This is a genomic window from Cryobacterium sp. TMT1-19, from assembly GCF_004403055.1.
Classification (GTDB): Bacteria; Actinomycetota; Actinomycetes; order Actinomycetales; family Microbacteriaceae; genus Cryobacterium; species Cryobacterium sandaracinum.
This window is the reverse complement of sequence record NZ_SOHB01000001.1, coordinates 18,241-30,658: the sequence shown is the minus strand read 5'-3', so window position 1 is coordinate 30,658 and position 12,418 is coordinate 18,241. Positions and strand designations below refer to the sequence as shown.

The window sequence follows — 12,418 nt, the reverse complement described above, 5'->3', positions numbered from 1 at the left end:
GTGTTTACCTGCCCGCCGGTGGGCGTGCCTACGCTCATGTCCATGAGGGTTGCACTCATCACCGAAAGTTTTCTGCCCACGGTCAGCGGAGTCACCACGAGCGTGTGCAAGGTGCTCGAGCACCTTTCCCGCACGGGCCACGACGCGATGGTCATCGCCCCGGCCGGCGCCCCGGACGAGTATGCCGGATTCCCCGTGCACGGTGTGCCCGCGGCACGCTACCGGCAGTTCCCGGTGGGAATGCCCAGCCCGCAGGTGCACCGCCTGCTGGCCGATTTCGCCCCGGACGTGCTGCACGCGGCGTCGCCGTTCCTGCTCGGCGCCCAGGGCATCGCGGCCGCGAACCGGCAGGACGTTCCCAGCGTCGCCGTTTTCCAGACGGATGTCGCCGGCTACGCCCGCCGCAACCGGCTCGGCCCGGCCGCGCAGTCCGTCTGGCGTTTCGTCAAGTGGGTGCACGAGGGAGCCGACCTCACCCTGGCTCCCTCCTCCGCGTCGATGGCGGACCTGCGCCGCATCGGCCTGCGGCGGCTGGCGCACTGGACCCGCGGCGTCGACCTGGTCGGCTACCACCCCAACCGGAGATCCGACCCGGAGGCGTCGGCGCTGCGGAGCCGGCTGGCCCCGAACGGGGAGGTCGTCGTGGGCTACGTCGGCCGCCTGGCACCGGAGAAGCAGGTGGAGAGGTTCCGGGCCCTGCGCGGGCTGCCCGGCATCCGTCTCGCCCTCGTCGGCGACGGCCCGTCGCGGCCGGCGCTCGAGCGGGAGCTCGCCGGGATGCCGGTGACCTGGCTCGGCCGCCTGGACGGGGCGGATCTCGCCCGGGCTTACGCGAGCTTCGACCTGTTCCTGCACGCGGGCACCGAGGAGACCTTCGGCCAGACCCTGCAGGAGGCGCACGCCGCCGGGCTGCCGGTCGTCGCACCGCGGGCCGGCGGCCCGATCGACCTGGTCAGCCACGGCGAAAACGGCTTCCTCTTCATTCCGGACGACGAGAGAGACCTGCGCCGCTGCGTCGCCCGGCTGGTCCTGGACCCTGCGCTGCGGCGGCGGATGGGCGAGGCGGGACGCCGGAGCGTGCTCGGTCGATCCTGGGAAAACGTGTGCGGCGCGCTGCTGGCGCATTACGAGCAGGTCGTCGACGAACGAGCCGCCGTTCGCGCCATGGTTGCGGTTCCGCTGTCAATGCAGCGCTAGCCGGACATTCGCGTTTTATCTCGGCACAGAGACACTTATAATTGAGGTATGCGCGCACGGCGCATTGTCGGCCTGCTTCGTCGAGGCCGCCACACAGCCAGGGAGGGTTGGTCATGCCAGAGCAGGCAGCGACACTGACATCCCAGCAGAAGACGACATCACTTCGCCCCGCCGGAACCCTGTATCGGGGCCGTGAGGGTATGTGGTCGTGGGTCCTCCACCGCATTACGGGTGTTGCGATCTTCTTCTTCTTGCTGGTTCACATCTTGGACACCGCGCTGGTGCGCGTCAGCCCGGAGGCCTACAACGCGGTCATCAGCAGCTATCAGACGCCGATCATGGGCCTCGGCGAAACCGCGCTCGTCGGGGCCATCGTGTTCCACGCCTTCAACGGGATTCGGATCATCCTGATCGACTTCTGGAACGCCAAGTACCAGAAGGCCATGTTCTACGTTGTGGTCGCCCTGTGGGTGGCAACGATGCTCGCCTTCGTGCCGCGCCACCTGATCAACGTGTTCAGCCACTAGAACGGGGAGAGCCATGACATCCACAATCGAAGCTCCCCGCAGTCCCTACTCCCGCGCGCCGCGCTCCCGCGGCGTGAACTGGGAGAAGTGGGGCTGGATCTACATGCGCGTCTCCGGCGTTGTGCTGGTCGTGCTCATCTTCGGACACCTCTTCGTCAACCTGATGGTCGGCGAGGGCGTCAGCGCCCTCAACTTCGCTTTCGTCGCCGGCAAGCTGACCACCCCGTTCTGGATGGTCTGGGACGTTCTCATGCTCTGGCTCGCCCTGATCCACGGCGGCAACGGCATGCGCACGCTGGTCAACGACTACGCCACGCAGCGTCTGACCCGCGGCATCCTGAAGTCCGCCATCCTGGCGGCCGTCGTGATCCTGATCGTGCTCGGCACGCTCGTGGTCTTCACGTTCGACCCTTGCCCGGCCGGTTCGCCCGCCGATCTTCTTCCCTCGTTTTGCTCGGCCATTTAGGAGCTGCTAAAACCCATATGACTACGGATGCTTCAACCGCGCCCTCAGAGTCCACCGTCGTCGATGGTGTGCACTACCACCAGTTCGACATCGTCATCGTGGGAGCCGGCGGTGCCGGTATGCGTGCCGCCATCGAAGCCGGCTCCGGCGCCAGCACGGCCGTGATCTCCAAGCTGTACCCGACGCGTTCGCACACGGGTGCGGCGCAGGGCGGGATGGCCGCGGCCCTCGCCAACGTCGAAGAAGACAACTGGGAATGGCACACCTTCGACACGGTCAAGGGTGGCGACTACCTGGTGGACCAGGACGCGGCCGAGATCCTCGCCAAGGAAGCCATCGACGCGGTCATCGACCTCGAGAACATGGGCCTGCCCTTCAACCGAACGCCGGAGGGCAAGATCGACCAGCGCCGGTTCGGCGGCCACACCAGCGACCACGGCAAGGCGCCGGTACGGCGGGCCTGCTACGCCGCGGACCGCACCGGCCACATGATCCTGCAGACGCTCTACCAGAACTGCGTCAAACGCGGCATCAACTTCTTCAACGAGTTCTACGTACTCGACCTGGTCATGACACCGGTCGACGGGGTCGACCAGCCCTCGGCCGTCGTCGCCTACGACCTGTCCACCGGCGAACTGCACGTCTTCCAGGCGAAGGCGTTCATCTTCGCCACCGGCGGGTTCGGCAAGATCTACAAGACCACCTCCAACGCGCACACCCTCACCGGCGACGGCGTGGGCATCGTGTGGCGCAAGGGCCTGCCGCTCGAGGACATGGAGTTCTTCCAGTTCCACCCGACCGGACTGGCGGGCCTGGGCATCCTGCTCACCGAGGGCGCGCGCGGAGAGGGCGCCATCCTCCGCAACGCGGCCGGCGAACGGTTCATGGAGCGCTACGCGCCCACCATCAAGGACCTCGCCCCGCGGGACATCATCGCCCGTTGCATGGTCAAGGAGGTCGCGGAAGGCCGCGGTGCCGGTCCCAACAAGGACTACCTGTACCTCGACTGCACTCACCTCGGTGCCGAGGTGCTCGAGACCAAGCTGCCCGACATCACCGAGTTCGCCCGCACCTATCTGGGCGTCGACCCGGTCACCGAACCGGTGCCGGTCATGCCCACCGCGCACTACGCGATGGGCGGCATCCCCACCAACGTGAACGCGGAGGTGCTGCGCAACAACACGACCGTCGTGCCCGGCCTCTACGCGGCCGGCGAATGCGCCTGCGTGTCCGTGCACGGCTCCAACCGCCTCGGCACCAACTCGTTGCTCGACATCAACGTCTTCGGCAAGCGCGCCGGCAACAACGCCGTCGCCTATGTCACGACGGCCGAGTTCACGCCGCTGCCGACCGACCCGGCCCGGGGTGTGCGGGAGCTGCTGGAAGGAATCCGCACCTCGACCGGAACCGAGCGCATCGCCGTGCTCCGCAAGGAGCTGCAGGAGACGATGGACGCCAAGGCGCAGGTGTTCCGCACCGACGAGTCGCTCTCCGACGTCACCAACGTGATCCACGGCCTACGCGAGCGGTACAAGAATATCGGCGTGCAGGACAAGGGCCGCCGGTTCAACACCGACCTTCTTGAGGCCGTCGAACTCGGCTTCTTGCTCGACCTGGCCGAGGTCGTCGTGTACTCCGCACGCAACCGCAAGGAGAGCCGCGGCGGGCACATGCGCGACGACTTCCCCCTGCGCGACGACGCCAACTACCTCGTGCACACCATGGCCTACCTGACCGGAGACCCGCTCTCCGCCGACGCCGCCGACCACATTGCGCTCGACTGGAAGCCGGTCACCATCACGCGCTACCAGCCGATGGAAAGGAAGTACTGAGTTGAGTACCGCAACCGCAACCGCACCGACAACCGCACCGACAACTGCGAGTGCCCCGGTCGTGCCGGAGGAAATCCAGTCCTTCACCGTGACCCTGATCATCCGCCGGTACAACCCGGAGGTCGACGACGAACCGCACTGGGACGACTTCGACGTACAGATGTACCCGACGGACCGCGTGCTCGACGCTCTGCACAAGATCAAGTGGGAGCAGGACGGCTCACTGAGCTTCCGCCGCTCCTGTGCGCACGGCATCTGCGGCTCGGACGCCATGCGCATCAACGGCCGCAACCGCCTGGCCTGCAAGACCCTGATCAAGGACCTCGACATCACCAAGCCGGTATACGTGGAGGCGATTAAGGGCCTGCCGCTGGAGAAGGACCTGATCGTGGACATGGAGCCGTTCTTCGAATCGTTCCGTGCCGTGCAGCCGTTCCTGGTGGCGAACAACGCCCCCACCGACGGCAAGGAGCGCATCCAGACCGTCGCCCAGCGCGAACGCTTCGATGACACGACGAAGTGCATCCTCTGCGCCGCGTGCACGTCGAGCTGCCCGGTGTTCTGGACCGACGGACAGTACTTCGGTCCGGCCGCGATCGTCAACGCGCACCGCTTCATCTTTGACTCGCGCGACGACAACGCCGCCGTGCGCCTCGACATCCTGAACGACAAGGAAGGCGTGTGGCGCTGCCGCACGACCTTCAACTGCACCGAGGCGTGCCCCCGCGGGATCCAGGTCACGCAGGCCATCTCTGAGGTCAAGCAGGCCATGCTGCGCGGCACAGTGTAGCCGGTCCGAACCCTGGGGCCGGTCTTGTCACGACGTTTCGTCGTGGCGAGACCGGCCTTTCGCTTTCTCCGCTGCCCGGCTGCCGCTTAGGCTGAGCGGGTGAACACTCCCACGGCGATCGACCGGACCAAGACACTCATCGCGCGGGTGATGCGCTCGCGCCCGGTGCGGGTCTTCACCCGGTTCGGTGAAAGCGGCGGCGGCATCCTGGCCGGCGGCATGTCCTACCAGGCCATCTTCGCGACGTTCGCGGCCCTCTGGCTGACCTTCTCCATCGCGGGGCTGTGGATCACGTCCAATCCCGACCTCGAGCTGACGCTCTACTCCTTCATCAACCAGTCCGTGCCCGGGCTGATCGGCGAGGAAGGCGTGATTGACCCGAGCGTCCTCGCCGACGCCAGGGTCCTCGGCTGGTCGGGCGTCATCGCACTGGTCGGCCTGCTCGCGACCGTGCTCGGCTGGCTCTCGACAACGGCGCAGGCAGTGCGCACGATCTTCCGGATGCCGCCCGACAAGACCTTCATCCTCCTCGTCAAGCTGCGGGAGCTGGGCCTCGGAGTGCTGTTCGCGGTCGTGCTCGTGGTGTCGGCGTTGATCTCGATCGCGAGCACCGAGGCGCTCGGGGCCCTGTTCGGGCTTTTCGGGGTGTCCCGGGATTCGTTCTGGTTCAACGGCGCCGCCCGAGCGGTCGGCCTGCTCCTCGTGCTCCTGATCGACACGATCACCCTCGCCGCACTGTTCCGGGTGCTGTCGCGGGTGCGGATCCCCGTTCGCCAGCTCATCACCGGCTCCATCCTGGGCGCGGTGGGCCTCGGTGTCCTCAAGGTCCTCGGCAGCACGCTGCTCGCCGGCGCCGGCCGCAACCCGCTGCTCGCCGCATTCGCGGTGATCATCGGACTCCTGATCTGGTTTAACCTGACCAGCACCCTGACACTGCTCGCGGCATCCTGGATCGCCGTCGGCATGGACGACGCCGGGTTCTCGCCGCGACGGATCAGCGCGGACGAGGTTGCCACCGAGAAGCGCCGGCAGGAGGAGGAGGCGTTCCGCGTGGTGGTGCAGGCCGAGCTTCGGGAGGCCCGCCTCGCACACGACACCGCGGCCTGGCCCCAGCGGCTGCTCACCGCGCGTCGCCTGCGCGCCGCCGAGAAGCGAGCCGCTGAGCTGACGAACGACGGCCCCTCGGCCTGAGCCAAAGTAGAATCGGGGAATGCCTTCCGCCTCGACTGCCGCCTCGACTGCCGCTTCCACCCCGGCCGCGTCCGACCCTGCTTCCTCCGCCGCCTCCGCCGATTCCGCTGTGTCCGCGGCTTTCGCCGGCGAGCGCCTGCGGATCGCGAGCGTGAACGTGAACGGCGTGCGCGCCGCCTTCCGCAAGGGAATGGGCGACTGGCTGTCCGAACGCGACGTGGATATCCTCGCCCTTCAGGAGGTGCGTGCCTCGACCGAGGACCTCGAGGGTCTGCTCGGGCCGGAATGGAGCATCCTGCACGACGCCGCCACCGCGAAGGGCCGGGCCGGGGTGGCCCTGGCCAGCCGATCGACCGCGGCCATCCACCGGGTCGAGCTCGGCGCCGCCGAATTCGACAGCGCCGGCCGCTGGCTCGAAGCCGACTACGAGGTCAACGGCAAATTGATCACCGTCGTGAGCACCTATGTGCACTCCGGCGAGGTAGGTACCCCGAAGCAGGTCGAGAAGTACAGGTTCCTCGACGCCATGCTCGAACGACTGCCCGAGCTCGCCGCGCACAGCGACCGGGCCGTCGTGCTCGGTGACCTGAACGTCGGGCACCGCACGCTCGACATCAAGAATTGGCGCGGAAACGTGAAGCACGCCGGGTTCCTGCCCGAGGAGCGCGCCTACTTCGACCGCATCGTCGGCGCCGAAGACGCCCCGGACTACAACGCCGGGGCCGGACTCGGCTGGATCGACGTGGGGCGCCGGTGGGCCGGCGAAGTGGACGGGCCGTTCACCTGGTGGTCGTGGCGCGGCCAGGCGTTCGACAACGACACCGGCTGGCGGATCGACTACCAGCTGGCCACATCGGCGCTCGCGGCATCCGTCACCGGCTACGTCGTCGACCGCGCGGCCGCCTACGACCAGCGCTGGTCCGACCACACCCCCGTGGTCGTCGACTACACCATCTGACCTCCCCTCCAACTCGCGCCTTCGGCCCGGCCGGCGGCCACACGCTACGAAAAGATCTGATCCCATGGACAAGCCCCGCCTCTACTCGGGCATGCAGCCGAGCGCCGATTCCCTGCAGATCGGCAATTACATCGGCGCCCTCCTGAACTGGAAGGCGCTGCAGCAGACCCACGACGCGTACTTCTCCATCGTCGACCTGCACGCCCTGACCGTGGCGCAGGACCCGGTGAAGCTGCGGGAGAACACCCGCCGCACCGCCGCCCAATACATCGCGAGCGGCATCGACCCGTCGGCGTCGACACTGTACGTGCAGTCGCATGTCGCCGCGCACGCCCAGCTGGCTTGGGTGCTGAACACGATCACCGGTTTCGGCGAGGCCAGCCGGATGACCCAGTTCAAGGACAAATCCGCCCGGCAGGGATCGGACGCGACCACCGTGGGACTGTTCGCCTACCCGATGCTGATGGCCGCGGACATTCTGCTGTACGACACCGAGATCGTGCCGGTCGGCGAAGACCAGCGTCAGCACGTTGAACTGACCCGCGACCTCGCGGCGCGCTTCAACGCCCGGTTCGGGCAGACGTTCACGGTGCCGGAGGTCGCCATCGTCACGGAGACCGCCAAGATCTACGACCTGCAGAACCCGACGTCGAAGATGTCGAAGTCGGCCGAGTCGCACGCGGGCGTGATCTGGCTGCTCGACGAGCCGGCGGTGACGAATAAGAAGATCATGCGCGCGGTCACGGATGCCGAGGGCGGCGTGGTCTTCGACCGCGAGAACAAGCCGGGCGTGGCCAACCTGCTGACGATCTACTCGGTGCTCGCGGAACGCTCGGTGGGTTCGATCGAGGACGAGTACGCCGGCCGCGGCTACGGCGACCTGAAGAAAGGTCTCGCCGAGGTGGTCACGGGCACGTTCGGGCCGATCCGGGCGCGCGTTCTCGAGCTGCTCGACGACCCGGCCGAACTCGACCGACTCCTCGCCCTCAACGCGGACCGGGCGGCGACGGTGGCCAACGAGACGCTGGCGCGCGCCTACGACCGCGTCGGTCTGCTACCGCGGCGCTAGGGCGGTGGTGGCGATTGTGGTGAGCTCGCTGCCGATGGGGCGGGGCCGGCCCGTCGACGTCGTCGTCATGGCCGTCGTCGTCGTCATGGTCGTCGTCGTCGTCATGTTCGTCATGTTCGTCATGGTCGTCATGGTCGTCGACGTCGTCGTCGGGTAGCGGATGTCCGCGCCCGCGGTCGTTCTGTTCGACCTCGATGACACCCTGTTCGCCCATCGCGGTGCCGTGGCCGACGGCATCCGCGCCTACCTCGGCTCTCTGGGCGGCACCTTCACCGACGCCGACCCCGGCACGGCGCTGGCGCTCTGGGACGACCTGGAAGAGCGGCATTACCACGCCTACCTCGCCGGCAGTCTGGACTTCGCCGGGCAGCGCCGGGAGCGGGCCCGCGACTTCGCGGCGGCGCACGGCGTGACCCTGACCGGGCCGGCTGCGACGAGCTGGTTCGACGCGTATTTTCTGCACTATCGGGCGAGCTGGCGCCTCCACACCGATGCGCTCCCCTGCCTCGACGCGCTGGCCGTCGCCTTTCCGGGCGTGCGGATCGGGCTGATCACCAACGGTGAGTCGACGCCTCAGGGGCACAAACTGGCGGACACCGGGCTCGACGTGCGGGTGGAGCACGTGATCGCATCCGGCAGCCTGGGCTTCGCCAAGCCGGATCCTCGCATCTTCCGGCATGCCTGCATGGTGTTCGAGTCGGAGCCGGAGCAGACCGTTTACGTGGGCGACCGGCTGCGCACGGACGCGATCGGAGCCGCCGCGGTCGGGCTGACTGGAGTCTGGCTGGACCGGACCGCGGCCGGGGCTGGTGGTACTGGGGCTGGAGGTGGGGCTGGGGCCGGGGCTGGGGCCGGGGCTGGGGGTAGTGGTGCCGGGGCCGGGGCCGGGGCTGGGGGTAGTGGTGCCAAGGCCGGGGCGGGGGCTGGGGGTAGTGGTGCCGGGGCCGGGGCGGATGCGGCCGAGGCCGCCCGGCTGGGCATCATCCGGATCACCAGCCTCGCCGCGCTGCCCGGGGCCCTCGCGGCCCGCAACCTCGCCCCCTGACCGCTGGCCCCCGCTGACGGTGCCGCTGGGGTCCCCCTGGCCTGCCCCGGTGTGGCCAACTCAGGACATCCGTCGCATCCGTTTCTATTTGACCCGGAAACACGCGGGTCTGATACTGCGATTCGGCAGATCTCCTGAGTTAGCCACACGAGGGTGGGTCTCGACCGCAAGGAGGTCGGGTCTGCGGGCGGGCCGCCCCGCTGCGCGCGCCGCCCGGCCACGCTGACGGCAACGCCGGGCTCGAAGCAGGCACGGCCCCTGCCTGCGTGGCCAACTCAGGACATCCGTCGCATGCGTTCCACTTCGCCCCGGAAACACGCGGGTCTGATACTGCGATTCGGCAGGTCTCCTGAGTTAGCCACAGGGGGGTGGGTCTCAACCGCATGACCGGCAGGTTGGGTGTCCGCCGAGCCGGACCCGGCAGCCCCGCGGGAGCGGATGTCGGCTTGCCGGGAACCGACTAGACGATGAAGGTGCGGTAGTGACTGGTCGACGCCAGAAGGCCGGTGATCGCGGCGATGACGCGCTCCGGGTGGTGGATGATGTCCCGGTAGAGAACCCGCAGAGTCAGGTACCCCCGCATGGCGAGGTCGCAGTCGCGGGTGCGGTCCCGCGCGTGCGCCTCCCAGCCGTCGTGGAACTGCCGGCTGTCGGCCTCGACCGCTATGCGCCCCTCGACGATCATATCGACGCGACCGACGCCCCCGATCTCGACCTGGATCTCGACGTCGAAGCCCGCTCCCGTGATCACGAGGCGGAGCACGGTTTCCTGGCCCGATTCGCTGCGACAGTCGATGAGCGGGCGCAGGGACTGCAACTCCGCGGGCAGGGCTGCGAAGATCTGGGCCACGGCCTGCTCCGCGAGCAGTCTCTTGTACAAGGCATTATCGAGTGAGGCGATCGCGAATCTCGGTTCCTGGCACCGGAAAACCTGGACCAGCGCATCGGCCAGCCCGATACGGAACTCGGTGCCGCCGCGGGGGTCGAGCAGCTGACCCCAGTGGAGTTCCACACCGTCTCGATTGTGAGCGTTGAGCTGCTGAAATCGGTCGTGTGGCGCCCGCAACCGGGAAGCGGTGGGGTCGACATGGATGTGCGCGAAGGTGCTGTCCAGGGCGAAGATCCCCGCATTCGCAACCGCGGAGACGCAGGCGAGTCGCCCACCCAGCCGCACCGCTTCGAGGATGTGCGCATCCGTATCGGGAAGCGCATAGTGCCCTCGACGCGCCCTCTCCAGATATCCACTCTCCACGGCCGCCCTCAGCACCCGCCAATTGGCGCCGGCGGCGTTCAGCGCCCCGGTTTCGGCGATCTGCACATTGTGGACGCGGAAGTACTCTGCCCAAGTCATGTCGACAGTGTGGACAGCGCGGGCCCCTTCTGCCGCGTCGGCCGCCCACCTGTGGCCTGCTCTGGTCAGCCTGTGCTGTGGAGGACCCGCGGTGTCGCCGCCGACCCGTGGCTAATTCAGGAGAAACGGCTGTGAAGCGAGGGACAAACTGCACCAGTCCGGCATCCGTTGGCGCCGCCGGGGTAGATCTCCTGAGTTAGCCACACACACCACCCATGGGAGCTGCCCTCCGGGAAGCGCCACGAAGGAACTGTCCGACGGGGCACGGATGCCGGCCGGCGCAGGGGGAAGACGGAGACGGGGACGGGGACGGGGACGGGGACGGGGACGGGGACGGGGACGGGGACGGGGACGGATGCCGAGACCCGGCGGCCAGGTGCGGCCGCCGGGTCTCGGTAGGGTGCGTCGTGCGCGCGCGGGGAACGCGGGGGGAAGAAGGGAGCGCGGGCTAGATCACGTCGGCGTCGACCCAGTCCAGGGACTTGGTGACGGCCTTCTTCCAGTTGCGCAGCAGACGGTCGCGCTCGGCGATGTCCAGGCTCGGCTCCCAGCGGGCGTCCTCCTGCCAGTTGGACCGCAGCTCGCCGAGGTTGTTCCAGAAACCGACCGCCAGGCCGGCCGCGTAGGCGGCACCCAGGGCGGTCGTCTCTGCCACCACCGGGCGCACGACAGACACGCCGAGGATGTCGGCCTGGAACTGCATCAGCAGGTCGTTGGCCGAGGCCCCGCCGTCGACCTTGAGCGCGGTCAACGGAACACCGGCGTCGGCGTTGACCGCGTCCAGCACCTCGCGGGTCTGGTACGCGATCGCCTCGAGGGCGGCGCGGGCGATGTGGCCCTTGTTCACGTAGCTGGTGAGGCCGACCAGGGCACCACGGGCATCCGCACGCCAGTACGGCGCGAACAGGCCGGAGAAGGCGGGCACGAAGTAGGCGCCGCCGTTGTCCTCGACCGACAGGGCGAGCGCCTCGATCTCCTCCGCCGAGTTGATGAAGCCCAGGTTGTCGCGCAGCCACTGCACGAGCGACCCGGTGACCGCGATCGAGCCCTCCAGGGCGTAGTGCGGTTCGGCGTCGCCGAGCTTGTAGCCGACCGTGGTGAGCAGACCGTTCTTGGAGTGGATGATATCGGTGCCCGTATTGAAGATCAGGAAGTTACCGGTGCCATAAGTGTTCTTCGCCTCACCCTGGTCGAAGGCAGCCTGCCCGAACGTCGCGGCCTGCTGGTCACCCAGGATGCTCGCAATCGGGGTTTCGCGCAGCAGGCTGTGGCCGCTGGCGATGCCGTAGACCTCGGAGGAGGAACGGATCTCGGGCAGCATCGACTTGGGCACGTCGAACGCCGCGAGGATCTCGTCGTCCCACTGCAGGGTTTTCAGGTCCATGAACATGGTGCGGCTGGCGTTGGTGACGTCGGTTGCGTGCACACCGTCCTCGAGGCCGCCGGTCAGGTTCCAGAGAATCCAGGTGTCGGTCGTGCCGAACATGAGGTCGCCGGCCTCAGCCTTCTCTCGCGCCCCTTCGACGTTCTCGAGGATCCAGACGATTTTGGTGCCGGAGAAGTAAGTCGCCAGCGGCAGGCCGACCTGGGCCTTGAAACGATCGACGCCGCCGTCGGCGGCGAGTCGGTCGACGATGGGCTGGGTGCGGGTGTCCTGCCAGACAATGGCGTTGTAGACGGGGATGCCGGTGTGACGGTCCCAGACGACGGCGGTCTCGCGCTGGTTCGTGATGCCCACGGCCGCGATGTCGTGGCGGGTCAGGTTGGCCTTGGCCAGAGCCTGACCGATGACCTCACGGGTGTTGCTCCAGATCTCCAACGGGTCGTGTTCGACCCAGCCCGCCCGGGGGAAGATCTGTTCGTGCTCGAGCTGACCGGTCGAAATAATCGACCCGGTCTTGTCGAAGATGATCGCACGGGAACTGGTGGTTCCCTGGTCGATTGCGATGACGTACTTTGCCATTTTTAACTCCTTTGTCAATGCTGGGTACA

The 12,418-nt window shown here is 67.8% G+C and carries 12 protein-coding genes; 10 read left to right on the top strand and 2 right to left on the bottom strand.

The genetic code is table 11. The features are described from left to right. Positions 1–42 precede the first annotated feature (42 nt). The 10 genes from E3T40_RS00140 to E3T40_RS00095 all read left to right on the top strand — a co-directional run bounded on the left by E3T40_RS00140 (position 43) and on the right by E3T40_RS00095 (position 9,075). Complete coding sequence (locus tag E3T40_RS00140) at positions 43–1,197, top strand: glycosyltransferase family 1 protein (RefSeq protein WP_134542353.1); 1,155 nt, start codon at positions 43–45, stop codon at positions 1,195–1,197. Positions 1,198–1,310: 113 nt separating this feature from the next. After that, on the top strand, positions 1,311–1,724 hold the full coding sequence (sdhC, locus tag E3T40_RS00135) for a succinate dehydrogenase, cytochrome b556 subunit (protein ID WP_134542352.1): 414 nt from the start codon (positions 1,311–1,313) through the stop codon (positions 1,722–1,724). A 13-nt stretch (positions 1,725–1,737) separates the two neighbouring features. Beyond that, positions 1,738–2,190 carry a succinate dehydrogenase hydrophobic membrane anchor subunit gene (locus tag E3T40_RS00130; RefSeq protein WP_104100347.1) on the top strand — a complete coding sequence of 151 codons (453 nt, stop codon included), beginning with the start codon at positions 1,738–1,740 and terminating at the stop codon, positions 2,188–2,190. Positions 2,191–2,207: 17 nt separating this feature from the next. Then, complete coding sequence (gene sdhA / locus E3T40_RS00125) at positions 2,208–4,022, top strand: succinate dehydrogenase flavoprotein subunit (protein ID WP_134542351.1); 1,815 nt, start codon at positions 2,208–2,210, stop codon at positions 4,020–4,022. A gap of 1 nt (position 4,023) precedes the next feature. After that, positions 4,024–4,812 carry a succinate dehydrogenase iron-sulfur subunit gene (locus E3T40_RS00120; protein ID WP_174843616.1) on the top strand — a complete coding sequence of 263 codons (789 nt, stop codon included), beginning with the start codon at positions 4,024–4,026 and terminating at the stop codon, positions 4,810–4,812. Positions 4,813–4,911: 99 nt separating this feature from the next. After that, entirely contained in the window at positions 4,912–6,003 is a 1,092-nt protein-coding gene (locus E3T40_RS00115; RefSeq protein WP_134542350.1) for a YihY/virulence factor BrkB family protein, read from the top strand. Between the two features lie 190 nt (positions 6,004–6,193). Further along, positions 6,194–6,961, top strand: coding sequence for an exodeoxyribonuclease III (locus E3T40_RS00110; RefSeq protein WP_241981614.1), 768 nt, complete (start codon positions 6,194–6,196; stop codon positions 6,959–6,961). Positions 6,962–7,025: 64 nt separating this feature from the next. After that, on the top strand, positions 7,026–8,030 hold the full coding sequence (gene trpS / locus E3T40_RS00105) for a tryptophan--tRNA ligase (RefSeq protein ID WP_104171369.1): 1,005 nt from the start codon (positions 7,026–7,028) through the stop codon (positions 8,028–8,030). Between the two features lie 4 nt (positions 8,031–8,034). Continuing rightward, positions 8,035–8,187, top strand: a complete 153-nt coding sequence (locus tag E3T40_RS16490; protein ID WP_174843615.1) for a hypothetical protein — start codon at positions 8,035–8,037, stop codon at positions 8,185–8,187. A 3-nt stretch (positions 8,188–8,190) separates the two neighbouring features. Further along, positions 8,191–9,075: an HAD family hydrolase gene (locus E3T40_RS00095; protein ID WP_134542348.1), complete on the top strand. Its 885-nt coding sequence runs from the start codon at positions 8,191–8,193 to the stop codon at positions 9,073–9,075. 460 nt (positions 9,076–9,535) lie between these two features. Here E3T40_RS00095 and E3T40_RS00090 read toward each other — a convergent pair whose 3' ends face one another. Both E3T40_RS00090 and glpK read right to left on the bottom strand, forming a co-directional pair. Continuing rightward, on the bottom strand, positions 9,536–10,426 hold the full coding sequence (locus E3T40_RS00090; RefSeq protein WP_134542347.1) for an endonuclease domain-containing protein: 891 nt from the start codon (positions 10,424–10,426) through the stop codon (positions 9,536–9,538). Positions 10,427–10,874: 448 nt separating this feature from the next. Further along, on the bottom strand, positions 10,875–12,389 hold the full coding sequence (gene glpK, locus E3T40_RS00080; protein ID WP_104171366.1) for a glycerol kinase GlpK: 1,515 nt from the start codon (positions 12,387–12,389) through the stop codon (positions 10,875–10,877). Between the last annotated feature and the right edge of the window lie 29 nt (positions 12,390–12,418).

What these genes read in the sequence shown, in the direction of transcription:
- E3T40_RS00140 (WP_134542353.1), top strand. Translation starts at nt 43, where the DNA reads ATGAGGGTTGCACTCATCACCGAAAGTTTTCTGCCCACGGTCAGCGGA.
- sdhC (WP_134542352.1), top strand. Translation starts at nt 1,311, where the DNA reads ATGCCAGAGCAGGCAGCGACACTGACATCCCAGCAGAAGACGACATCA.
- E3T40_RS00130 (WP_104100347.1), top strand. Translation starts at nt 1,738, where the DNA reads ATGACATCCACAATCGAAGCTCCCCGCAGTCCCTACTCCCGCGCGCCG.
- sdhA (WP_134542351.1), top strand. Translation starts at nt 2,208, where the DNA reads ATGACTACGGATGCTTCAACCGCGCCCTCAGAGTCCACCGTCGTCGAT.
- E3T40_RS00110 (WP_241981614.1), top strand. Translation starts at nt 6,194, where the DNA reads ATGGGCGACTGGCTGTCCGAACGCGACGTGGATATCCTCGCCCTTCAG.
- trpS (WP_104171369.1), top strand. Translation starts at nt 7,026, where the DNA reads ATGGACAAGCCCCGCCTCTACTCGGGCATGCAGCCGAGCGCCGATTCC.
- E3T40_RS00095 (WP_134542348.1), top strand. Translation starts at nt 8,191, where the DNA reads ATGTCCGCGCCCGCGGTCGTTCTGTTCGACCTCGATGACACCCTGTTC.
- E3T40_RS00090 (WP_134542347.1), bottom strand. Translation starts at nt 10,426, where the DNA reads ATGACTTGGGCAGAGTACTTCCGCGTCCACAATGTGCAGATCGCCGAA.
- glpK (WP_104171366.1), bottom strand. Translation starts at nt 12,389, where the DNA reads ATGGCAAAGTACGTCATCGCAATCGACCAGGGAACCACCAGTTCCCGT.